Source organism: Pseudomonas fildesensis (assembly GCF_001050345.1).
GTDB classification, from domain to species: domain Bacteria; phylum Pseudomonadota; class Gammaproteobacteria; order Pseudomonadales; family Pseudomonadaceae; genus Aquipseudomonas; species Aquipseudomonas fildesensis.
The window spans coordinates 34,097-57,368 of the sequence record NZ_LFMW01000011.1; the positions used below are offsets into that span (position 1 = coordinate 34,097).

The following is a 23,272-nucleotide window of genomic DNA, read 5'->3' on the forward strand; positions in this document are numbered from 1 at the left end:
CCAAACCCATTTTGGTGAGCGGGCTTGTTGTGGTGAACCGGGCTGTCGTGGCGAGCGGGCTTTCTGTGGCGAGCGGTGCTGTTGTGGCGAGCGGGCTTGCCCCGCGTTGGGCTGCGAAGCAGCCCCAAGACCAGGCGCTGCGGTATGCCAGATAGTTCATGGTTGTTCTTTTTGGGGCTGCTTCGCAGCCCAACGCGGGGCAAGCCCGCTCGCCACAGAAAGCCCGTTCACCACAGAAAGCCTGCTTTCCACAATAAGCGGGCCAGCCACAGGGAAAGCGATTAGCTATGAGGCCTTCGCCATTACGCCGATAAACAGCGGCGATTGCAGAAACGCTTCCAGCCAGCGCTGCAATTCCCGGTAAGGCGTACCGGCAAACCATTCCCGATCGACATGCGCGAACTGCCGCACAAACGGCGCCACGGCCATGTCCGCCAGGCTCGGGTGATCGGCCAGTAAATACGCGCGATCTGCCAGCAACGCCTCCAGCTTCTGCAAAAACGCCTCGCCCTCGGCCCGATAGTGTTCCATCGGTTGTTCGGGGTAGCGTTCGGCATACTTGTATCGATTCAAGTGATACTTGAACCCCAGATCATTCTCGTCAATCAGCGCCAGTACCGCAGGGTCGCCCTGAAGCAACCAGCCATCCGGATCGTGCTGCGCCAACGCCCATTGCATGATTGCCAGGCTTTCATCGATCACCTGGCCGTCCTCCACTAAAACCGGCACCGTGCCCTTTGGCGACAACGCCAGCATCTCGGCCGGCTTGGCCTTGAGGCTGACTTCGACGATGCGCACCGGCACGCCTGAATAACGCAAGGCCAGTCGCGCGCGCATCGCGTACGGGCAGCGCCGGAACGAGTACAGCAATGCCTCGCTCACTTGACCTCCAGCGTGCTCAAACCATTGCCCTGACGCTTGACCTGGATTTGCACCGGGATGCGCTCGTGCATTTCCTGTACGTGGGAGATCACCGCTACCTTGCGGCCCTGGGCCTGCAAACCGTCAAGGGCATCCATTGCCAGTTGCAGCGATTCCGGGTCGAGGCTGCCGAAGCCCTCATCGATAAACAGCGACTCGATCTTCAAGGTGCTGGACGCCATCGACGCCAGGCCCAGCGCCAGTGCGAGGGACACCAGGAAAGTCTCACCGCCGGACAACGAATGCACCGAACGCAGTTCGTCGCCCATTTCGGTGTCCATCACCAACAGCCCGAGCATGCTGCCACCGCGCTTGAGGCGGTAGCGGCGCACCAATTGGCGCAGTTGCACGTTGGCATGGTGCACCAGCAGGTCGAGGTTGTAGGCCTGGGCGATCTTGCGGAAGGTGTCGCCGGTGGCCGAGCCGATCAGCGCGTTCAGGCGTGCCCAGCGCTGCCATTCTTCATAGGCCTTGGCGATCTGTTCGTCCAGGGCGTGGTTCGCATCCTGGCGGCGCTGGTCTTCGGCTTGGCGCGCGCGCAGTTCGGCGCACTGTTTCTCGCCCTCGGCCAATTGCTGATTGAGTGCGGCCAGGGTGCTGTCGAGCTGTTCGGCGTCCAGGTTGCCGTTGTGCAGTGCCTGGTGCTCGGCGAGGCGTTGTTCGCGCTCTTGCAGCAGGACCCTGGCTTGCTCGACGGCTTTTTCACTGTGCTGCAACTGCTGGCGCAGTTGGCTGATGTGGGCGTCGTCGAAGGCCAGCAGGCGGCTGAGCCCGTCGTCGTCCAGTTCAGGGTGCAGAGCGCGCCATTCGTTGATACGCAGGTCGAGCGCTTGCTGTTCGGTGTGCAGCGCCTGTTGGCGTTCCTGTTGCGCCTTGAGGTCGGCGGCCAGTTGGATCAAGGCATTACGGATCTCTTGCGCTTGTTGATTCGCGTCGACCTCGCTCTGGCGTGACTGCGCGACCGCTTGATCGAGGTGCTGCTGCCAGTGCTCGGCGCTGGCGTGATCGCCCAACAGTGCGTCGAGTTTTTCCTGGGCAGCCTGTTGCTGCGTGGCCAGTTCGGTGACGTGCTGGAGCAAGGCGTCGAGCTGTTGCTGGCGATGCTGCTGATGGGTGTGTGCTTTCTCGATGGCCTGCTGGCGTTCCTGCTGCTCGGCCAGTTCATCGCGCTGGTGGCCCAGTTGTTCGAGGCGCTGGCTGACTTGCTGGTCCAGCAGCATGAACGTCGCCGCCGGTTCGCTGCGCAAACCGTCCAGGGTCTCGGCGGGCAGCAGGCTGGCGAAGGCGTTGAGTTCTTCGTCGAGGCGTTCGCGGTCGTTGGACAGCTCGCGTTGCTGGTCCACCAGCAACTGACGGGTTTGCTGGCTGGCGTCCTGGGCGGCTTGCAGTTGTTGCTGCAAGCGCCCGGCGTTCTGTTGCAGGTTGAGCAGCGCGCCCTGGCGGTGTTCGTCCTGGGTGATGTTCTGCGTGAGCTGAGTGAGTTGCTGGGCCAGCCAGGCGCTGCGCTTGGCCGCGTCCTGATTGAACAGCGAGGCCGACAACGGGTGCGCGGCCAGGCTGGGGGCCAGGCCCTGTTGCTGGGTCGCCAGTTGCTCCTGCTGTTGCAGGAACTCCTTTTGCTGGGCGATCAAACCGCCGACTTCGCCACGTAGCTCGGTGAGTTTTTCCTTGAGGGTGTCGACGGCTTTCTGTGCTGTGGCCTCTTCGTTTTCGTCGTGGCGACCGAGGCTTTGCAACAGCGCTTCGGGCTGGTGATACGGGTGCTCGTGGCTGCCGCACACCGGGCAAGGCTGGTCATCCTGCAACTGCTCGCGCAATTCCTCAACGCTGGCGCTGCGGGCCAGGCGCTGGCGCTCCAGCAGTTGTTTGGTCACCGTCAGTGTTTGCTCGGCCACGGTCAGTTCGGCTTTGGTTTGCAGGCCGGTCTGGTTCAGTTGATCGCGTTGCTGCGCGGCGTCTGCGAGTTTTTGCGTCAGCGCGGTGACCTTTTGATCCAGCTGCTGCTGGCTGTCCCACAGGCGCGTGAGGTCTTCGAAGGCGCGCTGTTGCTTGCGGTTTTCCTGCAGCAGGCTGGCCAGCAACTGGATCTGTTCGGCCACTGCATGCGGTTCGGCGCCGGCCTCCTGGTAGAGCAGGTCCAACGCTTCGCGCTGTTGCGCGAATTGCTCGGCGGCGGCGGTGGCACGCTCTTCGAGCTGCGGCAGTTCGGCCTGGCCCTTTTTCAGGCGATTGCCGATCAGCATCAGCTGTTGCAGACGGTCACGGTAGGCGCCCCAGGCGTCGGTCAGCGGCGCGAGGGCGACGCTGCGTTCCAGCTCGGCGGCCAGGCGCTGCAGGCGCTCGGCGACGTGAGTGTGTTTGTCCTGCAAACCTTTGAGCAAGGCCTGGCCTTGGGCGCACGCGGTGTCGTGTTGCTGTTTGTCCTCGGTGCGCTTGGCCAGCGCCTTGGTCAGGTGCGCGAGGGTGTTCTGTTCTTCGAAGGCCTGGCGCAGCAGTGGCACGGCGTCAGTCTGGACTTTCAGGGCTTCGACGAGTGCGGAGTGGGCGGATGTCTGCTGTTGTTGCGCCTGCTCCTGGCGAGTGCTCAACGCCGCTTGTTGCTCGATATGCTGCTGAATCTGCGCGGCCAATGGCGACAGCACGGTGTGGAGTTCAACCTGGCGTGCGAAGTGATGACGCTGCGGCGCCAACTGGTCCAGTCGACTCAAATCCTGGCGTTGCTGGCCTTGGCCTTCCCACTGTTGCTGGTCCCGTTGCAACTGCTCGACGGCACTGAGCTGGCGCTCCTGCCATTCGCGCAGCTCCTTGAGCCAGGTGTGCTGCAACTCCAGCTGTTTGAGCTGGGCTTGTTGCGTCTTGAGCTGTTGCTGGGCTGCCGTCAGCTGTTGATCCAGTTCGGCGCGGGCTTCCGGGGCCAGGGGCACCACGCCGGTGGCCTGGTCTTGCAGGTGTTTGTGGGCGTCCTTGGCGTCCTTGGCCTTGTCGAACGCGCGACGGCCGAGCTGGGTGTAGAGCGCGGTGTCGGTGAGTTTTTCGAGCAGTTCGCTGCGCTCGTTGTCGTTGGCCTTGAGGAAGGCACTGAACTCGCTTTGCGCCAGCAACACGGCGCGGGTGAACTGCTCGAAATTCAGGCCCAGGGCCAGTTCCAACTGGGTCTTGTACTCGGTTTTCTGGCTGGCCAGGAGTTGGTCGCTGTCCAGGTCGATCAGGCTTTGCCGACTGTTCTGCAACTTGCCGCCGGCCTTGTCGCGGGCCCGGTTGGCTTCCCAGCGCGCCCGGTAACGACGCCCGCTGACACCGACGAAATCCACTTCGGCATAACCGCCGCCGGTGCCGCGTCGCAGCAACGTGCGCGGGTCGCCGATGGATATATCACTGTCTGCATCCTGCATCTTGGCCTGGCCGGTATCGCCCAGCCGTGGCACGGCGCCAAACAATGCCAGGCACAGCGCATCGAGCAGGGTACTTTTACCGGCGCCGGTTGGGCCGGTGATCGCGAAGAGCCCGGCGCTGGCCAGGGGCTCGGCGGTAAAGTCGATTTCGAACGGGCCGGCCAGGGAGGCGAGGTTTTTCAGGCGAATGGCGAGGATCTTCATGGCTGTTCATCCTGGTGTTGCACTTCATGGAGCAGCACCGCGAAATCCTTCAAGGTCTGTTCATCCACTTCGCTGCCGTAGCTGTCCTGCCAGGCGCGGCTGAACAGCTCCTGGGGCGTGAGTTGGTCGAGTTCGATCAAGCGTTCTTCGTCACTCGCTTCGCTGCCGCGTTTGCCGGCGTACTCGGCGGCGATGCGCACCAGGCGCACGGCTTTGCCTTGCAGGGCGGTTTCGATTTGCTGGCGCAGGTCGGGTTGCGGTTCGTCGAGGCGCACGCGCACTTCCAGCCACGGCTGGCGCTGGGTTTCGGCGAGCAGGTCGATGTCCGGCAAGTCCGCCAAAGCCTTGAGGATATCGGCCAGGGGCGCGGCCTCCAGGCGTTGCAGGTTGACCGAACGGGGGATCAGCCGCGACTCGACGCTGACCAGGCGTTGACCCTGAAAGGTCACATCGAGAATCTGATGCTTGTAGCCGATCTCGGAAAACGACAAGGGGATTGGCGAGCCACTGTAGCGAATCCTTTCCTCGCCATTCACGCGCTGCGGCTTGTGCAAATGGCCGAGGGCCACATAACTCACGCTGGCATCGAACAAACTGGCGGGCAGCGCCTCGGCATTACCGATGATCAGGCTGCGCTCGGAGTCTTCCGACACCGAGCCACCGGCCATGTGCGCATGGCTGATGGCAATCAGCGCCTGGCCTTTTTTGCGTTTGGCATTGGCGGCGGCGATCAACCACTCATGCACCTGGCCGATACCGCGCAGGTAATCATCGCCCAAGTGTGTGCCGGTGACTTCCGCCGGGCGCAAAAACGGCAGCGCCAGGCACCAGGCGGCGATCTTGCCTTTGGCGTCGGGCAGCGGGATCAGCAAACGCTCGGCATCCAGTTGGCCGTCATCCAGCCACAGCACGCGGCCCAAGGCATGCGTGCGCAAACGGCGCATCAACGGCGCCGGCAATTCGATACGCGAGCCGGAGTCGTGGTTGCCGGCGATCATTACAATCGTGAGTTTCGGGTTTTGTTCGTGGGCGCTGATGATGAAGTCATACAGCCGCTCCTGGGCCTTGAGCGGCGGGTTGACCGTGTCGAAGATATCGCCCGCGATCAGCAGCGCATCCGGCTGCTCGGCGTTTAATTGGCCCAGCAGCCACTCGAGAAAACAGGCGTGTTCGAAATCGCGTTCCTGGCCATGCAGGTTTTGCCCAAGGTGCCAGTCGGAAGTGTGAAACAGACGCAAGGCGAACTCCGTGGAGAAATAGGAGATGAATGGCCGCCGTAAACAGAGAAGGGCGGTGAAAAGGAGGGGAGTTTACCCGTAAATGTGAACACGATGGCCCTGGCGACGAAGGGCAAATCTGCATCACACAGCGCACGATTGTGGCGAACGAGCGTGTTGTGGCGAGCGGGCTTGCCCCGTGTTGGGCTGCGAAGCGGCCCCAGTACGGCAAACGCATTAGCGTGGCTGCAGTTTTAGGGCCGCTTCGCGCCCCAACGCGGGGCAAGCCCGCTCGCCACAAGAAGCCCGCTCGCCACAAGAAGCTCGCTTGCCACAAGAAGCCCGCTTGCCACAACAAGTCCGTTCCCTACAGAAGGCCCGCGGGCCATGGAAAAACGGGTTATTTGGGGTAGAGCGGCGGCAAGCTGGTGGTATCGGTCGCCGGGTCCAGCTCGCGCTCGGCCATCGGGATGGCTTTCACCGCGCGCCACAGTTCTTCACCCAGCCAATACTGGCCGCTTTCGCTGTACAGCGCGCCGTTGAGACCATCCAGCGCATCCGACAGCGGTACAAACCGCGCCGCCATGTCGGCCAGGGTTTCCGGCTGCTGGCGGGCCCAGGCGTCGAGGGCCTGGCGCGTGGCATGGGGGTCGTTGGCCTGGGTGGCGCGTTTGAGGTCATCGAGCAGTGTGCGGGGGCTCGGGCCGGTTTGGGCGGCGCGCAGCACTGCCGGTTGCCAGCGCGCACGCCACCACAGACCGAAGCCCAGCAGGGTGGTGCAGGCCAGGATCAACGTGCTCAGTTGCCACAACCACAGGCGGCTGTCGTCGGGCGCGGTGATGACGGTCGGCGTGGCGGGCGTGTCCACCACCAGGCTCGGGTTGTTCGCCACTTGCAGGGTGCGCGCGGGCAGGGTGGTGCGTTCCAGGTGGTCTTCGTGGGTGTTCCACCACACCACTTCCACCGCTGGCAATTCCAGCGCGCCCATACGGTTGGGCACCAGCGCTTCGCGGTCTTCACGGCTGCCGATCAGGCCGCGGTCATTGTTGTGGTTGCCCAGCACCGGCTGGTCCGGGTAGCGGCGCAGGCCGCTGATGTCGGTGCTGGGCAGGGCCGGCAGTTGCGCGCTGGAGAGGCCCTCGGCCTTGACGATGAGGCTGCGGGTCAGCGAATCGCCGACTTGCACGTGGTCGGGCTCGGGGCTCCATTTTTCGCTCAAGGTCAGGCTGCGCGCCGGCAACCAGGGTGTGTCGGCGGGATACAGTTCGGGCTTGGGTTTGACCGTCAGTTGCAGGGGCGCCGAGCTGACGTGAATCAGTTTGCCCGGCTTGGTGCCCTGCAGTGTGTTCTCCTGCGGCGGGCGCGATTCCACCAGCGTCGCGCTGAAGGTCTGCGCCGTAATTGCCAGGGTGCCGCTGTGCTGCGGGTAGATCGCATAGCGGGTTTCGATCACGCCGTGGCGAATGCTATTGATGACTTTTTCATAGGTGCGCGACTCGCCCAGTTGCTCGACGCGCGCATCGGGGATCTGCAACGGCGTGAGGCTGCTGTCGTCGTACAGCGACACCGAGTGATACACGCGCACGATCAACAGGGCCTGGGCCTGTACGTAAATGCTGTTCTGATCGAGGTTCGCTTCGACAAACACCGGGGCCAGTTCGGCGTTGGTGTTCTGGCGGGTGGTTTCCACCACCTGCAGGGTGATCGGCTGGGTCGTGTATTCCCCCACTTGCAGCGGCGGGATCACGACGTCGCCGTTTTCCTTGGGCAACAGGGTGATGATCCAGCGTGTGGTCGCATGGTTGTCGCCGCCCAGGGTGGTGAGCTGGTTAAGCTGGCGCGTGCCGCTGACTTCGAACTGCGCATCGAGGGGCGACAGATCGGGTTTGCCGAACTGCGTGACGTCGCTGGACTCCACCGTCAGCTCTACCGTTTCCCCGGAATTGAGGCGGTTGCGGTCGACGCTGGCCACCAGGTTTGCCGCCTGGGCGTGGCCTGCCGACAACGCGAGCAGAAGCAGAAGGGTGGTGCGGCGGCTCATCGAGTCTTGTCCTGATGCTGTTGCTGTTCGTACCAGAATTTGCGGCGCAGCAGTTCGCCGGGGTTGTCCGGGATCTCCCGCAGCCATTGTTCCAGGGCCTGGCGATGTTCGCCGTCAAGGCTGGCATCGGCGGGGCGCAAGGGCGGGGTGGTGGTTTGCTCATCCCCCAGCTCGCTGCCTGGCACTTCGTTGCCACCGGCTTTTGGCGTGGCGCCGGTTTGGGTATCGCCGGTGCCGGCTTCGCCCTGGCCTTGAGCGGTCTCCTCGCCACCTGTGGCACTTTGCCCGCTGTCGCCCGGTTGCGCAGTTTGGCCGGGTTGGGTGGTTTCGTCATCCTCGTTTTTTGCAGGCTCGGTCGGCTCGGGTTGCGCCTGTTGTTCCATCAGGCTTTCCACCAGCGCCTTGTTTTTCAGGGCGGGTTGCAAATCGGGCTGGGCCTCCAGGGCCTGCTCGTAGGCATCAATCGCGGCTTCCAACTCGCCGGACCGGGCCAGCGCATTGCCGCGATTGTAGTGGGAATAGGCGTCACTGCCCTCGGCAAAACGCTTGATGGCCTCGGCATAGTTGCCAGCCTCGTACAGCGCCACGCCTTGCCATTGCGAGTCTTCAAAGTGCTCGGCGGCCTCGGCGGGGCGCTTTTTCTTCAACAGGTACTGGCCTTGCTGGTCGGGGCGCAGCCACAGGTCCTGGAGTTCGAAGGCATAGCTGGGTTGCGGCGCGCCCAACAGCAACAGCGGCAGGCAGAACAGCCAGCCACGGCGCCCGGCGCAGGCCGCCAGCAGCAGCAGCGGCAGGAGCAGCCAGTAACCCTGGTCGGCCCAGGTGTCGAGTTGCAGCCGCTGGCCGTCGTTGCGCAGGGCTTGCGGCGGGTCGAGTACACCGAGTTGGCGCAGGTCCTTGTCGTCCAGGCGCGCGGCTCGGTAGCGGCCGCCCATCTCGCTGGCGAAGGCCTTGAGCGTCGGGCTGTCGAGGCGCGGCACCAGGATCGCACCCTGTTCATCCTTGAGGAATTCACCGCTTTCCTGGGTTACCGGCGTGCCGTCGCGGCTGCCGATGCCGAGGATCGACAAGCTCGGCGCCTGGTTACTTTGCAGCAGCAGCCGAATGCCCTGGCGCTCCTGCTTGGACAGCGATGAGCCAATCAGCAGCAGGCGCCCTTGGCCAAGGCCGCCGTGCTGGAGCAGGCTCAGGGCTTTTTCCACGGCCAGGTCCGCGCGATGGCCAGGCTGTGGCATCAGCGAGGGGCGCAGGGCTTCGAGCAGGTTGCGGCTGGTGGCCAGGTCGTCCGACAGCGGCACCAGGGTGTGGGCGCTGCCGGCATACACGACGATGGCAGTCTGCGCATCGGTGCGCGCCTGCAGCAAATCGTAAAGCTTGCGGCGTGCCTGTTCGAGGCGGTTGGGCGGGCTGTCAGTGGCGAGCATTTCCGGGGTGAGTTCCAGCAGCACCACCAGTGGGTCGGAAGGCTTCTGGCTGGTTTGTTCAACCCGTTGCCAGCTGGGGCCGAGCAGCGCCAGCACCGCCAACAGCCAGGCGATCCCGAGGATCACCCACGGCGATTTGCTTTCGCGGCCGTTGCCACCGCTGAGCAGCACGGCATGGAACGCCGGTGGCAGGATCATCTGCCAGCGCCCGGCGCGCTTTTGCCGGTGCCACAGTTGCCACAGCAACCAGCCGAGCAGCGGTAGCAGCAACAGCCACCAGGGACGGAACCAGTGCGGCCACAGGTCGATCATCGACGCCTCCGCAAACGCAGGCGTTTGAGGCGCTGGCGCCATTCAGGGTGCTGTTGCAGAAAACGCCCTCGCGTCGAGAGCTTGTTGAATAGCCGCTGCAGGGCGTTATCCGGCCAGCGCTCCTGAATTACCAGCAATACGCTAAGGATCAGCGCCAACGCCAGGGGCCCGCTGTACAGCGCCTGGGCCGGGCGGGCCTGGGTGGGTTGTTGTTCGACCGGCTCCAGTTGATCGATGGTTTCCTTGATCGCCTGCAATTCTTCGGCGTCCCGTGCACGGAAGTAGCGCCCACCGGTGGTGTCGGCAATTGCCTTGAGCGCGGGCTCATCGAGGTCCAGGCTCGGGTTGACGCCAAGGATGCCCAGCGAACCGGTTTGCTCGGGGTCTGCGCCGATGCCGATCGGGTAGATCTTCACGCCTTCTTCAGCAGCCAGGCGCGCGGCGGTCAGCGGGTCGATCTGGCCGCCATTGTTGGCACCGTCGGTGACCAGGATCAGCACGCGACTCTGCGCCGGGCGCTGGCGCAGGCGTTTCAAGGCAAGGCCGATGGCGTCGCCAATCGCGGTGTTCTTGCCGGCGATGCCGATGCGCGCTTCGTCGAGCCAGGTGCGCACGGTGCGCCGGTCGAAGGTCAGCGGCGCTTGCAGGTAGGCCTGGCTGCCGAACAGGATCAGGCCGACGCGGTCGCCTTCGCGCCCCTCAAGAAAGTCGCCGAGCAGGTGTTTGACCAAGGTCAGGCGGCTGACGTCTTCGTCCTGCCAGTGCATGTCGGGGAAATCCATGGAGCCGGACACGTCTACCGCCACCAGCAAATCGCGGCCACTGGCGGCAATCGGCAGCGGCTCGCCGAGCCATTCCGGGCGGGCGGCGGCGGTCAACAGCAGCCACCACAGCACCACGAACGGCGCTTGCTGACGCCAGCCGGGCAGATTGACCCGTGCGCGACGCCGGGCCAGGCCTTCGAGGTCGCTGAGGTAGCTGACTTTCAATGCCGGCTCGCCGCTGTCGGCGACCGGCAGGATGAGCCGCATCAGCCAGGGCAATGGCAACAGGGTGAAGATCCACGGCCAGGCGAACTCAAACATGTTTGCGAATCCAGGTGTCGACGGCTTGGGTCAGGCCGGCGATGGCCTTGTCGTCGAGTTTGCATTCGGGTTTGTACGCGCCCTCCACCAGTACCATCCAGCGCGTGAGGCCAGCGGCGGGGCAACGGTTATCGAGGAACGCCAGCCATTTGCGACCGTTGAGGGTGTGGCTCTGACTATAAGGGTAGTCGTTGCGGCACAGACGTTTGAGCAAGCCGTTGAGTTGTTGCAGCCAGGCGCCGGCCGGTGCGCCGTCGTAGGGTTTGGGCATCAGCGCGAGCTCCGCCAGGGCGGCGATGCGCAGCGGGTCCAGCGGTTGTTCTGCGCGGGCTATCGGGCGGCGGGTGGGCAGGAAACGGCGCAAGGACCATACGCCCCAACCCAGCAACGGAATCACCAGCAGCAACAGCCACCAGCCCGGCGCGGGTGGCCAGAACCCGATGGCGGGTGGGGCGATCAGCGGTTGCAGTTGGTCGAGGCTGCTCATTGCTTTTTAACCGGGCGTTGCGGGTTGAGGTATTCGCGCAGTTGCTCGACCATTTCGCTTTGGGTGCTCAAGGGCATCAGCAGTACCCGCAGCTTCTGTGCGAGCAGTTCCCAGCGGGCAATGCGCGCTTCGGCCTGGGCCTTGTAGGCCTGGCGCAAATCGAAGTTCAGCGTGTCCAGTTCCAGTTGCGCGCCTCTTTCTGCGAAACGCAGCAGCCCGGCAGCGGGAAGGGCGTGGTCCAACGGATCGGAGATGGGCAGCATCAGCAAGTCGCAATGGCGCGACAGCAGGCTCAGTTGTTGCTCGGCGCCTTCGGTGAGGGCGCGTTCATCACAGATCACAATCACCAGGCTGCCAGGGCGCAAGACTTCGCGAGCACGGCGCAGGGCCATGCCCAGGGCATCGGCTTCGGGTCGGCTTTCGGTGTTCAGGCTCTGGTTGACGCGCACCAGGCGGTTGAGCAGTTGCAGCAGGCTTTGCTTGCTGCGCCGGGGTTTGATTTCGTAGTGCTCGTTGTCGCCGAACACCAGCCCGCCGACCCGGTCGTTATGCCCCAGTGCCGACCAGCCAATCAGGGCAGCTGCCTGCGCGGCCATCACCGACTTGAACATCTGCCCCGAGCCAAAAAACAGCCGGCAGCTTTGCTCCACCATGATGAAAATCGGGCGCTCGCGCTCTTCGTGGAACAGCTTGGTGTGCGGCTCCTGGGTACGGGCGGTGACGCGCCAGTCGATGGTGCGCACATCGTCGCCAGCCTGGTACACGCGCACCTGGTCGAAGTCGACGCCGCGCCCGCGCAGCTTGGAATGGTGCAGGCCGATCAACGGGCTGCGCTGGCTCGGCGTGGAGAACAGCTGAATTTCGCGCACGCGATGGCGCATCTCGATCAGCTCGCTGAGCGTGACGCGGATTCCATCGCTTGCGTTCATCGATTTCAAGCGACGGCAACGACGTCGAGAATGCGTTGCACCACGCGGTCCTGATCAATGCCGGCGGCTTCGGCCTCAAACGACAGAATGATGCGATGGCGCAGCACGTCGAACAGCACCGCCTGGATATCTTCCGGGCTGACAAAATCGCGACCGGCCAGCCAGGCGTGGGCGCGGGCGCAGCGGTCGAGGGCGATGGAGCCGCGCGGGCTGGCGCCGTAGGCAATCCACTCGGCCATCTCCGGATCGAATTTGGCCGGGGTGCGCGTGGCCATGACCAGTTGCACCAGGTATTCCTCCACTGCATCGGCCATGTACAGGCCGAGGATTTCCTTGCGCGCGGCGAAGATCGCCTGCTGGCTGACGCGGCGCTCAGGCTTGGTTTCGCCATTGAGCGCTTCGCCACGCGCCTGTTGCAGGATGCGCCGCTCCACGGCGGCGTCCGGGAAACCGATCTTGACGTGCATCAGGAAGCGGTCGAGCTGGGCTTCAGGCAGCGGGTACGTGCCTTCCTGCTCGATGGGGTTCTGCGTGGCCATCACCAAAAACAGCGGTGACAGCTCGTAAGTACTGCGGCCCACACTGACCTGGCGCTCGGCCATGGCTTCGAGCAGGGCCGATTGCACCTTGGCCGGGGCGCGGTTGATTTCGTCGGCCAGCACCAGGTTGTGGAAGATCGGGCCTTGCTGGAACACGAAGCTGCCGGTTTCCGGACGATAGATTTCGGTGCCGGTGATGTCGGCGGGCAGCAGGTCGGGCGTGAACTGGATGCGATGGAACTGCGCTTCGATGCCCTCGGCCAACTCTTTGATGGCCTTGGTCTTGGCCAGGCCCGGGGCGCCTTCCACCAGCATATGGCCGTCGGCAAGCAGGGCGATGAGCAAGCGCTCGATGAGTTTTTCCTGGCCGAGAATCTGCGTAGAAAGAAAGGTTCGCAGCGCAAGCAGCGCTTCACGATGTTCCATCGATGACGGTTCCTGGAGAGGTGAGACTGAACGTCATGTGACAAACGTCGGCCTGGGGCGCCTACTTTAATGCATGGCAGGGGGTAGCGACTAACGGCGTAACGGGTATTTTTGGCAAAACTTGTAGGAAAACTGTGTTTGTGCCGAGCGCGGGTTGTTGTGGCAAGCCCGCTCGCCACAACCACAAGAAGCCCGCTCGCCATAACAGGTGCGTTCGCCTGCTAGGTTCGAGTAAAAGTGCCCGTGCCCTTGAGAATGTTCTGCAAGGTCTCTTCCACCTCGGCCAGGTCCGACGCGGCGGTGGCGTGGGTGATCTGCAGGTGATCCTTGCCGCCTAATGCATCGGCATCGCCGGCGGCGAGTTCGATCGACAAGGTCGTGGCAGTCAGGGTGACCTTTAATCCGTCCAGCGTCGACGGCTCGTAATCCCAGGTGAGCTCCACCTCATCTTCATCCGGGTAGCGCGACAGCATGAACATCTCGCCGTTTTTGCCGTGACAGCAGAGCATGGCCATGTTGTCTTCTTCTTCGTCGCACGGGGTGACCATCAGCGCGTCGGTTTTCATTTGCAGCATGGGAAAATCCTGTCTGGGGAGGGCGATGCAGGGCAATTGTGCCATTGCGGCGAATTTTGTGCTGCATGCTGTGTCAGACGCTGTGCATGACCTGACAGGCGATATCGGTCATTTCCGGTACTCGATGCGTTAAAAATAGCCGGTTTTTCTGCCGGAAATTGCGGGTTGTCCAAGTCGCAACCCCAACCCTGCGTACCGATGACCGAATATGTCGCAGCGTCGCAAGCAGCCGTCTTCCTACACTCGTTAAGCTGCGCAACGGATGCGCACGTACCAGGCGCCTGACCTGCCCGTCGTACCGTCACCCGGCATGCTGCGCATCTTATGGAAGTTGTATGTGACCTGACTGTCTTGTCCAGCTTCACCCACCTGTCACCCTGATTCGTTTATGGTTGTTGACGAACAGAGCTGACGGTCTCCCCGCAAGGGGATAACACGCGACGCTTCCATCAATAACAAGCCCAAGCGGAGTACCACAGATGGCGTTCTTCACCGCAGCCAGCAAGGCCGACTTCCAGCATCAACTGCAAGCGGCACTGGCGCAGCACATCAGTGAACAGGCACTGCCACAAGTGGCGCTGTTCGCTGAACAATTCTTCGGCATCATTTCCCTGGACGAGCTGACCCAGCGTCGCCTTTCCGACCTGGCCGGTTGCACCCTGTCTGCCTGGCGCCTGCTTGAGCGCTTTGACCACACCCAACCGCAAGTGCGGGTCTACAACCCCGATTACGAACGTCATGGCTGGCAGTCGACCCACACAGCGGTCGAAGTGCTGCACCACGACCTGCCATTCCTGGTCGACTCGGTACGCACCGAGCTGAACCGCCGTGGCTACAGCATCCACACCCTGCAAACCACCGTGCTCAGCGTGCGTCGTGGCAAGAAGGGCGAGCTGCTGGAGATCCTGCCCAAAGGCACCCAGGGCGACGATATTCTGCAAGAATCGTTGATGTACCTGGAAATCGACCGCTGCGCCAACGCCGCCGAACTCAATGTCCTGAGCAAGGAACTTGAGCAAGTGCTGGGCGAAGTGCGCTTTGCGGTCGCCGATTTTGAGCCGATGAAAGCCAAGGTCCAGGAGCTGCTGGCCGGTATCGACGCCAGCCAGTTCGGCATCGACGGCGAAGAAAAAGCCGAGATCAAGAACTTCCTGGAATGGCTGGTGGGCAACCACTTCACCTTCCTCGGCTACGAAGAATTCGTGGTACGTGACGAGGCGGACGGCGGTCATATCGAATATGACGCCAACTCCTTCCTCGGCCTGACCAAGCTGCTGCGCGCCGGCCTCACCGCCGACGACCTGCGCATCGAAGACTACGCCGTGTCCTATCTGCGTGAACCGACCGTGCTGTCGTTCGCCAAGGCTGCGCACCCAAGCCGCGTACACCGCCCGGCCTACCCGGACTACGTGTCGATCCGTGAGATCGACGCCAACGGCAAGGTCATCAAGGAGTGCCGCTTCATGGGCCTCTACACCTCGTCGGTGTATGGCGAAAGCGTGCGGGTGATCCCTTACATCCGTCGCAAGGTCGCGGAGATCGAGCGCCGCTCGGGCTTCCAGGCCAAGGCTCACCTGGGCAAGGAACTGGCCCAGGTGGTCGAAGTGCTGCCCCGTGACGACCTGTTCCAGACGCCGGTCGACGAGCTGTTCAGCACCGTGATGTCGATCGTGCAGATCCAGGAACGCAACAAGATCCGCGTGTTCCTGCGCAAAGACCCGTACGGTCGTTTCTGCTACTGCCTGGCCTATGTGCCACGCGACATTTATTCCACCGAAGTGCGCCAGAAGATCCAGCAAGTGCTGATGGATCGCCTGAAAGCCTCGGACTGCGAGTTCTGGACCTTCTTCTCCGAGTCCGTGCTGGCACGTGTGCAGCTGATTCTGCGGGTCGACCCGAAGAACCGCCTGGACATCGACACGCTGCAACTGGAAAAAGAAGTGGTGCAGGCTTGCCGCAGCTGGCAGGACGACTACTCCAACCTCGTCGTCGAAAGCTTCGGCGAAGCCCACGGCACCAACGTGCTGGCGGACTTCCCGAAAGGCTTCCCGGCCGGCTACCGTGAGCGTTTTGCCGCGCATTCGGCCGTGGTCGACATGCAACACTTGCTCAGCCTCACCGAAGCCAACCCGTTGGTGATGAGCTTCTATCAGCCGCTGGGCCAGGTCTCCGGCCAGCGTGAGCTGCATTGCAAGCTCTACCACGCCGATACTCCGCTGGCGTTGTCCGACGTGCTGCCGATCCTGGAAAACCTCGGCCTGCGCGTGCTGGGCGAGTTCCCGTACCGCCTGCGCCGTGTCAATGGCCGCGAGTTCTGGATCCATGATTTTGCGTTCATCGCCGCCGAAGGCGTGAACCTGGATATCCAGCAGCTCAACGACACCCTGCAGGACGCGTTCGTGCACATCGTCCACGGCGATGCCGAGAACGATGCGTTCAACCGCCTGGTACTCACCGCCGGCCTGCCATGGCGCGACGTTGCATTGCTGCGTGCCTATGCCCGTTACATGAAGCAAATCCGCCTGGGCTTCGACCTGGGCTACATCGCCAGCACCCTGAACAACCACACCGACATCGCTCGCGAATTGACCCGGTTGTTCAAGACTCGCTTTTACCTGGCGCGCAAGCTCACCGCCGACGACCTGGAAGACAAGCAGCAACGTCTGGAACAAGCGATCGTCACTGCCCTGGACGACGTCCAGGTGCTCAACGAAGACCGCATCCTGCGTCGCTACCTGGACCTGATCAAGGCCACCCTGCGCACCAACTTCTACCAGGCCGACGCCAACGGCCAGAACAAGTCGTACTTCAGCTTCAAGTTCGACCCGCGTGCCATTCCCGAACTGCCGAAGCCGGTGCCGAAGTTCGAAATCTTCGTCTACTCGCCGCGCGTCGAAGGCGTGCACCTGCGCTTTGGTAACGTTGCGCGGGGTGGCCTGCGCTGGTCCGACCGTGAAGAAGACTTCCGTACCGAAGTGCTTGGCCTGGTAAAAGCCCAGCAGGTTAAGAACTCGGTGATCGTGCCGGTAGGCGCCAAGGGCGGGTTCCTGCCGCGTCGCCTGCCATTGGGCGGCACCCGGGACGAGATCGCGGCCGAGGGCATCGCCTGCTACCGCATCTTCATTTCCGGCCTGTTGGACATTACCGACAACCTGAAAGACGGCGCCCTGGTGCCACCGGCCAACGTCGTGCGTCATGACGACGATGACCCGTACCTGGTAGTGGCCGCGGACAAGGGCACTGCGACCTTCTCCGACATCGCCAACGGCATCGCCATCGACTACGGCTTCTGGCTGGGCGACGCGTTCGCTTCCGGCGGTTCGGCGGGTTACGACCACAAGAAGATGGGTATCACCGCCAAGGGCGCGTGGGTTGGCGTACAGCGTCACTTCCGCGAGCGCGGCATCAACGTGCAGGAAGACAGCATCACGGTGGTGGGCGTCGGCGATATGGCCGGTGACGTGTTCGGTAACGGCCTGTTGATGTCCGACAAGCTGCAACTGGTCGCGGCCTTCAACCACCTGCATATCTTCATCGATCCAAACCCGAACCCGGCGACCGGCTTCGTCGAGCGCCAGCGCATGTTCGAGCTGCCACGTTCGGCCTGGACCGACTACGACACCAGCATCATGTCCGAAGGCGGCGGTATCTTCTCGCGCAGCGCGAAGAGCATTGCCATCTCGGCACAGATGAAAGAACGCTTCGACATCCAGGCCGACAAGCTGACCCCGACCGAACTGCTGAACGCCTTGCTCAAGGCGCCGGTAGACCTGTTGTGGAACGGCGGTATCGGTACCTATGTCAAGGCCAGCACTGAAAGCCATGCCGATGTGGGCGACAAGGCCAACGACGCGCTGCGCGTCAACGGCAATGAGCTGCGCTGCAAGGTGGTGGGCGAGGGCGGTAACCTCGGCATGACCCAGCTGGGTCGTGTGGAGTTCGGCCTTAATGGCGGCGGTTCCAACACCGACTTCATCGACAACGCCGGTGGTGTGGACTGCTCCGACCACGAAGTGAACATCAAGATCCTGCTCAACGAAGTGGTGCAGGCCGGTGACATGACCGACAAGCAACGCAACCAGTTGCTGGCGAGCATGACCGACGAAGTCGGCAGCCTGGTGTTGGGCAACAACTACAAGCAGACCCAGGCCCTGTCCCTGGCCGCGCGCCGTGCCTACGAGCGTGCTGCCGAGTACAAGCGCCTGATGAGCGACCTGGAAGGCCGTGGCAAGCTGGACCGCGCCATCGAGTACCTGCCGACCGAGGAGCAGCTCACCGAGCGCGCCTCCACCGGCAAGGGCTTGACCCGTCCGGAGCTGTCGGTGTTGATCTCCTACAGCAAGATCGACCTCAAGGAAGCCCTGCTCAAGTCGCAGGTGCCGGATGACGAGTACCTGACCCGTGACATGGAGACCGCGTTCCCGCCGAGCCTGGTCGCCAAGTTCGGCGAGGCCATGCGTCGCCACCGTCTGAAGCGCGAGATCGTCAGCACCCAGATTGCCAACGACCTGGTCAACCACATGGGCATCACCTTCGTTCAACGACTCAAAGAGTCGACCGGCATGAGCCCGGCGAACGTGGCTGGCGCTTATGTGATCGTGCGTGACATCTTCCATCTCCCGCACTGGTTCCGCCAGATCGAAGCCCTGGACCACCAGGTCTCCGCTGACGTGCAACTGCAGCTGATGGACGAGCTAATGCGCCTGGGTCGCCGCGCCACGCGCTGGTTCCTGCGCAGCCGTCGCAACGAGCAGGACGCGGGGCGTGACACTGCGCACTTCGGTCCGCATCTGGCAGCGTTGGGCCTCAAGCTCGACGAACTGCTGGAAGGCCCGACCCGCGAAGGCTGGCAGAACCGTTACCAGGCCTACACCGAAGCCGGCGTACCGGAGTTGTTGGCGCGCATGGTTGCAGGCACGACTCACCTGTACACCTTGCTGCCGATCATCGAAGCCGCCGACGTGACCGGGCATGACGCCGCCGAAGTGGCCAAGGCTTACTTCGCCGTCGGCAGCGCCCTGGACTTGCCGTGGTACCTGCAGCAGATCAGTGATCTGCCGGTTGCCAACAACTGGCAGGCCCAGGCTCGTGAAGCCTTCCGCGACGACGTGGACTGGCAGCAACGGGCGATCACCATCTCGGTACTGCAAATGGCCGACGCGCCAGAAGACATGGAAGCCCGCGTGGCCCTGTGGCTTGAGCAGCACCAGGACATGGCTGATCGCTGGCGCGCAATGATGGTAGAAATTCGTGCTGCGGTGGGCACGGACTACGCCATGTATGCGGTGGCTAACCGTGAGCTGCTGGACCTGGCGTTGAGTGGTCAGTCGGTGCTGCAACCGGTTTGATCAGGCGCTGAAAACAAAATGTGGGAGGGGGCTTGCTCCCGATAGCGGTATGTCAGTCATGTAGATGTTGACTGACACTCCGCTATCGGGAGCAAGCCCCCTCCCACATTGTGATCTCCATTTACTTGAGATCAGTGATGCTTCAGCAGCTTGCTTTCCAGATGATCCAGATGTTGGGTCATCAGCGCTATCGCGACGGTCGAGTTCCTTTGCTCCACCGCATCGACAATCGCCACATGCTCCTGCCACGCGCAATACGTGCAGGCTTGCGCTTCATATTGCGCGATGATCAGCGATGTCAACGGCACCAGGCTGTTTAGGAACTGCGCCAACGGCGCATTACCTGCCATCGCCGCCAGTTGCAGATGAAACTCCCCAGAAAGCCGAATCGCCGGCCCGCGCTGATCGCGCTCAATACAGTCACGTTCGCGTGCAATCAGCTCGCGCAACTGGCGTATCTGCGCGGACGTTGCCTGGGCGCAGGCCAGTTGCACCACGGTCATTTCTGTCATCCGCCGGGCTTCCAGAATCTGCCGCGTCTGCTGCGCGTCCGGCGCAGCGACTTGAGCGCGCTGGTTAGGACGCAGGATGATCACCTGCTGATGGGACAGCTTTGCCAATACGCGGCGAATCACGCTACGGCTCACGCCAAACGTTTCGCCCAGGCTCTCTTCGGTAAAGCGGCTGGCCGGGGCGATGCGCTGTTCGAGGATGGCATCGAACAGCCGTGGGTAGATGTCATCCACTGAGGGCTTTTTGCCTGCCACGAGGCGCATGGCGGGCAGGGCGGTGGTGACGGGTGCGCGTTGCAGGGCTTGGGCGGTCATGGCCGGTCTCCAAAAAATCAGCTGCCCAGATGGTCGTCCGGGATGTTCAAGCGAATGCCCATGCGCAGGCCTTCCTGAAGGATATGCCGACGCATCTCGGCACTGGCCAGGGCGCTGTTTTTGTTGCGGATGGCGCGCACGACGGCGTCGTTCTCCTTGAGGCGTTCGGCCATGTGTTCCGGAGAATTACGCAGCACCTGGGCGCTTTGCTTGAGGGCGTTGCTGGTCTGTTGCACGACGTTCTGGAAGATCGGATTGGAGGTGAGGGCGAACAGTTCTTCGTGGAAGCCGATATAGGCGTTCATGCCCGCTTCGGCGTCACCGGCGTCGAGGGCTTCGCGCATGTCCATCAGGGTCAGGCGCAATTGGCCGACTTCCTTGCTGCTGATCGACTGGGCCACCAGGCCGACGATGAAGGGCTCCAGGGTGTAGCGCAGTTGCAGGATGTCTTCGAGGCTCGCAGCGGCCACGGCGTCGTTGGATTGTGGTTCGCTGATATCGGTTTCCAGCACCACCACGCCTTTGCCGGGCATGGAACGCACCAGGCCAAGGGTTTCGAGCACGATCACGGCTTCGCGCAGGCTGGGGCGGCTGATACCCATCTGTTCGGCCAGTTCACGCTGGCCGGGCAGCATTTCGCCGCGTCGCCACTGGCCACGCGCCAGGGCGGCGCGCAGTTTTTCTACGACTGAATTGACGACGGTTGAGGTGCTGATCACTTCAATGTCTCCTTGATGTTGCAAACACATTAATTGAACCGGCGACGTTTCAATGTGGGAGGGTGCAAGTCGAATCGTCGCACCGCCCCTCCCACATTGGTCTGTATCGCTTTCAGAATTCCTGATGCGCCGGTGATACCGGCTTCTTGGCCTGGAAGGCATAACCTTGCTGGCCGTCGAGCACCTTGTTCGCGCGTTGGATGTCGATGTCTTTTTCCCAGCGGGCGATGGCCACGGTGGCGACGCAGTTGCCGATCAGGTTGGTCAGCGCGCGGCCGATGCCCATGAACCAGTCCACCGCCAACACCAGCACCAGGCCGACCACCGGAATCGCCGGGATGGCCGTCAGTGTCGCCGCCAGAATCACCAGCGCCGACCCCGGAATCCCGTGGGCGCCCTTGGACGTAATCAGCGACACCAGCAGGATGGTCAGCAGGTCGGTCATCGACAGCGGTGTGCCGGTGGCATTGGCGATGAATACGATGGCCAGGGTCAGGTAGATCGAGAAACCGTCGAGGTTGAACGAGTATCCGGTCGGAATCACCAGGCCCACGGTGGAGCTACCGATGCCCAGGTGCTCCAGTTTACGCATGATCTGCGGCAGCACGGCGTCGGAGGAGGCGGTGCCCATCACGATCAGCAATTCTTCACGCAGGTACTTGAGCAGCGGCAGCATGCGCAGGCCCGACAGGCGCATCACCAGGCCGAGGATCAAGGAGACGAAGGCGAAGCAGGTCAGGTAGAACAGGCCCACCAGGCTGCCCAGGTGTTGCAGCGAGTCCAGGCCATAGGTGCTGGTGGTGAAGGCGATCGCACCAAACACACCGATGGGCGCCAGACGCACGATCATGCCCATGATGCGGAAGATCACATGGCTCAGCTCGTTGATCAGCCGCGAGATGCCCGACGCCGCTTCGCCCACCAGGTTTAACGCACTGCCGAACAACACCGAGAACAGCAGTACCTGCAACACGTTGTTGTCGGCAAAGGCGCCAATTACGGAGTTGGGGATCAGTTCCATCAGGAACTGGCTGGTGCCCTTGATGTGCTGGCCCTTGTCGGCCAGTTCATTGAGGCCGGCGGAGGAGAGCTGTTCCAGGTGGATATTGGCGCCGGTGCCGATGCCGGTGCTGAAGGCCATGATCAGGCCGATCACCAGGGCGACGGTGGTCAGCACTTCAAAATAGATCACCGACTTGAGGCCGATGCGTCCGACTTTCTTCAAGTCGCCGGCGCCGGAAATACCGCTGACCACCACGCAGAATACGATCAGGCCAATCAGCATCTTGATCAGCTTGATAAAGCCGTCACCCAGGGGTTTGAGTTGCGAGGAAAATTCGGGAAGGGCCAGGCCGCAGGCGATGCCGAGCATCAGGCCAATCACGACTTGCAGGAAAATCGAACGCGAGCACCATCTGAGCATGGGAGGGATCTCTATTCGGTGCCCTGGTGGTTCCAGGGCTTAATTGTTGTGGTCATACCGGTAAGTCCAGTGCGCGGCCAGTCTACGCTGGGTATTTTTCAATTCACAAGTAAATAATCGCTGGTTTACCGGTCCCGGTCTGACCAGTTGGTCGGCAAGGGCGATGCTTGAGCGGTTGGCGGGGTGGAAAATTTTTCGCTTATCATCCGCGGCTCGGCACATGAGGTGATGGATGGATAAACCAGGACTGACAACGGACCCAGCAGGGGTGACCTATTGCACCTGGCGCAATGCTGCGCCGGAGTACCCGCGTTACCACGACCACGAGTGGGGCGTGCCGGTGGCGGATGATATCCAGCTGTACGAGAAGATTTGCCTGGAGGGATTTCAGGCAGGCATGGCGTGGATCACCATTTTGCGCAAACGCGAGCAGTTTCGGGCGGCGTTTGAGGGGTTTGATTTTCGTCGGGTGGCGCAGTATGGCGAGGCGGATATCGAGCGATTGATGAATGATCCAGGCATTGTGCGCAATCGGGCGAAGATCGTCTCCACGATCAACAATGCGCGCAAGGCGTGCGAGTTGGTGGATGAGATCGGGTCGTTGGGGCAATGGCTATGGGCGTTCGAGCCTGGGCCTGAAGAGCGTCCGTCGGTGGTGGACATGGCTTACTGGACGGCTAATCCCACGTCACCGGCTTCGGTACGGTTGTCGAAGGCCTTGAAGAAACGCGGTTGGACCTATGTCGGCCCGACCACGATGTACGCACTGATGCAGGCAATGGGCATGGTCAATGACCACCTCGAAGGCTGCGCCTGCCGCCAGCAGATTGAAGACCTGCGTCGCCATTTCAAACGCCCCACGGCCTAATGCCGATCCGACAAGCGCCCTCGCCACAGGTTACTTCCCGCTCTTTCTATTTCTTAACTGATCGCAGGCCAGCGGTGTGTGGCTATTGTTTCAGTGGGGTGAGCACTTCGGCCTTGTCATCCAGCACCATCACCACCAGCAACTTGGCCGGCTTGGTCTGGCTGGCATTGCTCGACTCGAAGTGCCGCGAGCCGGCCGGCTCATAGAATGACTGGCCGGCCTTGTAGGTTATCGCCTTTTCATCGTTGACCCGCGAAGTGATCTCACCCTCCAGCACATACGCCACGGCGGTGCCGGTGTGGCTGTGGGGCACGGTGGCTTGGCCCGGCGCGTAATCCACGGTCAGCATGATGGTTTTCTTGCCTGGCACGTTGGACAAGGCGTGCTCTTGCAGCACCTTGATCGACTCCTGGTTGTACACAGGTGTGTGGGCGAAGGCACTGAGCGAGGCGAGCATCAGGGTGGTGGCGAATAGTCGTTTCATGAGGTGATTTCCGCGTGGTTCGAGACCTCTTCACCCTACGCCCGGGGTCGT

General features: G+C 62.5%; 16 protein-coding genes. 2 read left to right on the top strand and 14 right to left on the bottom strand.

Annotated features, from left to right (window positions below; all coding sequences use genetic code 11):
• Positions 1 to 285: 285 nt before the first annotated feature.
• The 10 genes from ACR52_RS16225 to ACR52_RS16270 form a co-directional block, all read right to left on the bottom strand.
• Complete coding sequence (locus tag ACR52_RS16225) at positions 286 to 882, bottom strand: glutathione S-transferase (RefSeq protein WP_048726114.1); 597 nt, start codon at positions 880 to 882, stop codon at positions 286 to 288.
• A complete protein-coding gene (locus tag ACR52_RS16230; protein ID WP_048726118.1) occupies positions 879 to 4,517 on the bottom strand; it encodes an SbcC/MukB-like Walker B domain-containing protein in 3,639 nt (1,212 codons plus the stop codon). The genes ACR52_RS16225 and ACR52_RS16230 overlap by 4 nt, the downstream gene beginning before the upstream one ends.
• A complete protein-coding gene (locus tag ACR52_RS16235) occupies positions 4,514 to 5,755 on the bottom strand; it encodes an exonuclease SbcCD subunit D C-terminal domain-containing protein (RefSeq protein ID WP_048726121.1) in 1,242 nt (413 codons plus the stop codon). Before ACR52_RS16235 ends, ACR52_RS16230 begins: the two co-directional genes overlap by 4 nt.
• A gap of 379 nt (positions 5,756 to 6,134) precedes the next feature.
• Positions 6,135 to 7,775, bottom strand: coding sequence for a BatD family protein (locus tag ACR52_RS16240; RefSeq protein WP_048726124.1), 1,641 nt, complete (start codon positions 7,773 to 7,775; stop codon positions 6,135 to 6,137).
• Positions 7,772 to 9,511, bottom strand: a complete 1,740-nt coding sequence (locus ACR52_RS16245) for a tetratricopeptide repeat protein (RefSeq protein ID WP_048726126.1) — start codon at positions 9,509 to 9,511, stop codon at positions 7,772 to 7,774. Before ACR52_RS16245 ends, ACR52_RS16240 begins: the two co-directional genes overlap by 4 nt.
• The gene (locus tag ACR52_RS16250; RefSeq protein ID WP_048726129.1) at positions 9,508 to 10,596 is read right to left on the bottom strand and encodes a vWA domain-containing protein; all 1,089 of its coding nucleotides are present in this window, start codon (positions 10,594 to 10,596) and stop codon (positions 9,508 to 9,510) included. The genes ACR52_RS16245 and ACR52_RS16250 overlap by 4 nt, the downstream gene beginning before the upstream one ends.
• Positions 10,589 to 11,083: a DUF4381 domain-containing protein gene (locus ACR52_RS16255; protein WP_048726132.1), complete on the bottom strand. Its 495-nt coding sequence runs from the start codon at positions 11,081 to 11,083 to the stop codon at positions 10,589 to 10,591. The genes ACR52_RS16250 and ACR52_RS16255 overlap by 8 nt, the downstream gene beginning before the upstream one ends.
• Positions 11,080 to 12,012: a DUF58 domain-containing protein gene (locus ACR52_RS16260; RefSeq protein WP_048726135.1), complete on the bottom strand. Its 933-nt coding sequence runs from the start codon at positions 12,010 to 12,012 to the stop codon at positions 11,080 to 11,082. Before ACR52_RS16260 ends, ACR52_RS16255 begins: the two co-directional genes overlap by 4 nt.
• 5 nt (positions 12,013 to 12,017) lie before the next feature.
• A complete protein-coding gene (locus ACR52_RS16265; protein ID WP_003218556.1) occupies positions 12,018 to 12,977 on the bottom strand; it encodes an AAA family ATPase in 960 nt (319 codons plus the stop codon).
• Between the two features lie 221 nt (positions 12,978 to 13,198).
• Positions 13,199 to 13,552, bottom strand: a complete 354-nt coding sequence (locus ACR52_RS16270; RefSeq protein WP_048726150.1) for a hypothetical protein — start codon at positions 13,550 to 13,552, stop codon at positions 13,199 to 13,201.
• A gap of 479 nt (positions 13,553 to 14,031) precedes the next feature.
• Here ACR52_RS16270 and ACR52_RS16275 point away from each other — a divergent pair, with 479 nt between their 5' ends.
• Positions 14,032 to 18,900: an NAD-glutamate dehydrogenase gene (locus ACR52_RS16275; RefSeq protein ID WP_048726151.1), complete on the top strand. Its 4,869-nt coding sequence runs from the start codon at positions 14,032 to 14,034 to the stop codon at positions 18,898 to 18,900.
• A gap of 131 nt (positions 18,901 to 19,031) precedes the next feature.
• Here ACR52_RS16275 and ACR52_RS16280 read toward each other — a convergent pair whose 3' ends face one another.
• The 3 genes from ACR52_RS16280 to ACR52_RS16290 all read right to left on the bottom strand — a co-directional run bounded on the left by ACR52_RS16280 (position 19,032) and on the right by ACR52_RS16290 (position 21,884).
• Positions 19,032 to 19,727, bottom strand: coding sequence for a GntR family transcriptional regulator (locus ACR52_RS16280; protein ID WP_048726153.1), 696 nt, complete (start codon positions 19,725 to 19,727; stop codon positions 19,032 to 19,034).
• A gap of 17 nt (positions 19,728 to 19,744) precedes the next feature.
• Positions 19,745 to 20,446, bottom strand: a complete 702-nt coding sequence (locus tag ACR52_RS16285) for a FadR/GntR family transcriptional regulator (protein WP_048726154.1) — start codon at positions 20,444 to 20,446, stop codon at positions 19,745 to 19,747.
• A gap of 112 nt (positions 20,447 to 20,558) precedes the next feature.
• Entirely contained in the window at positions 20,559 to 21,884 is a 1,326-nt protein-coding gene (locus tag ACR52_RS16290; protein WP_173439267.1) for a C4-dicarboxylate transporter DctA, read from the bottom strand.
• Between the two features lie 217 nt (positions 21,885 to 22,101).
• Between ACR52_RS16290 and ACR52_RS16295 the strand changes: the two genes are divergently transcribed.
• Positions 22,102 to 22,737 (top strand): DNA-3-methyladenine glycosylase I, encoded by a 636-nt coding sequence (locus tag ACR52_RS16295; protein WP_048726158.1) that lies wholly within the window; start codon positions 22,102 to 22,104, stop codon positions 22,735 to 22,737.
• Positions 22,738 to 22,819: 82 nt separating this feature from the next.
• Here the strand turns inward: ACR52_RS16295 and ACR52_RS16300 are convergent, their stop codons facing one another.
• Entirely contained in the window at positions 22,820 to 23,221 is a 402-nt protein-coding gene (locus ACR52_RS16300) for a cupin domain-containing protein (protein ID WP_048726161.1), read from the bottom strand.
• Positions 23,222 to 23,272 lie beyond the last annotated feature (51 nt).

Coding starts and splice junctions, on each gene's coding strand:
- ACR52_RS16230 (WP_048726118.1), bottom strand. CDS start 4,517: ATGAAGATCCTCGCCATTCGCCTGAAAAACCTCGCCTCCCTGGCCGGC.
- ACR52_RS16240 (WP_048726124.1), bottom strand. CDS start 7,775: ATGAGCCGCCGCACCACCCTTCTGCTTCTGCTCGCGTTGTCGGCAGGC.
- ACR52_RS16245 (WP_048726126.1), bottom strand. CDS start 9,511: ATGATCGACCTGTGGCCGCACTGGTTCCGTCCCTGGTGGCTGTTGCTG.
- ACR52_RS16250 (WP_048726129.1), bottom strand. CDS start 10,596: ATGTTTGAGTTCGCCTGGCCGTGGATCTTCACCCTGTTGCCATTGCCC.
- ACR52_RS16255 (WP_048726132.1), bottom strand. CDS start 11,083: ATGAGCAGCCTCGACCAACTGCAACCGCTGATCGCCCCACCCGCCATC.
- ACR52_RS16260 (WP_048726135.1), bottom strand. CDS start 12,012: ATGAACGCAAGCGATGGAATCCGCGTCACGCTCAGCGAGCTGATCGAG.
- ACR52_RS16265 (WP_003218556.1), bottom strand. CDS start 12,977: ATGGAACATCGTGAAGCGCTGCTTGCGCTGCGAACCTTTCTTTCTACG.
- ACR52_RS16270 (WP_048726150.1), bottom strand. CDS start 13,552: ATGCTGCAAATGAAAACCGACGCGCTGATGGTCACCCCGTGCGACGAA.
- ACR52_RS16275 (WP_048726151.1), top strand. CDS start 14,032: ATGGCGTTCTTCACCGCAGCCAGCAAGGCCGACTTCCAGCATCAACTG.
- ACR52_RS16280 (WP_048726153.1), bottom strand. CDS start 19,727: ATGACCGCCCAAGCCCTGCAACGCGCACCCGTCACCACCGCCCTGCCC.
- ACR52_RS16295 (WP_048726158.1), top strand. CDS start 22,102: ATGGATAAACCAGGACTGACAACGGACCCAGCAGGGGTGACCTATTGC.
- ACR52_RS16300 (WP_048726161.1), bottom strand. CDS start 23,221: ATGAAACGACTATTCGCCACCACCCTGATGCTCGCCTCGCTCAGTGCC.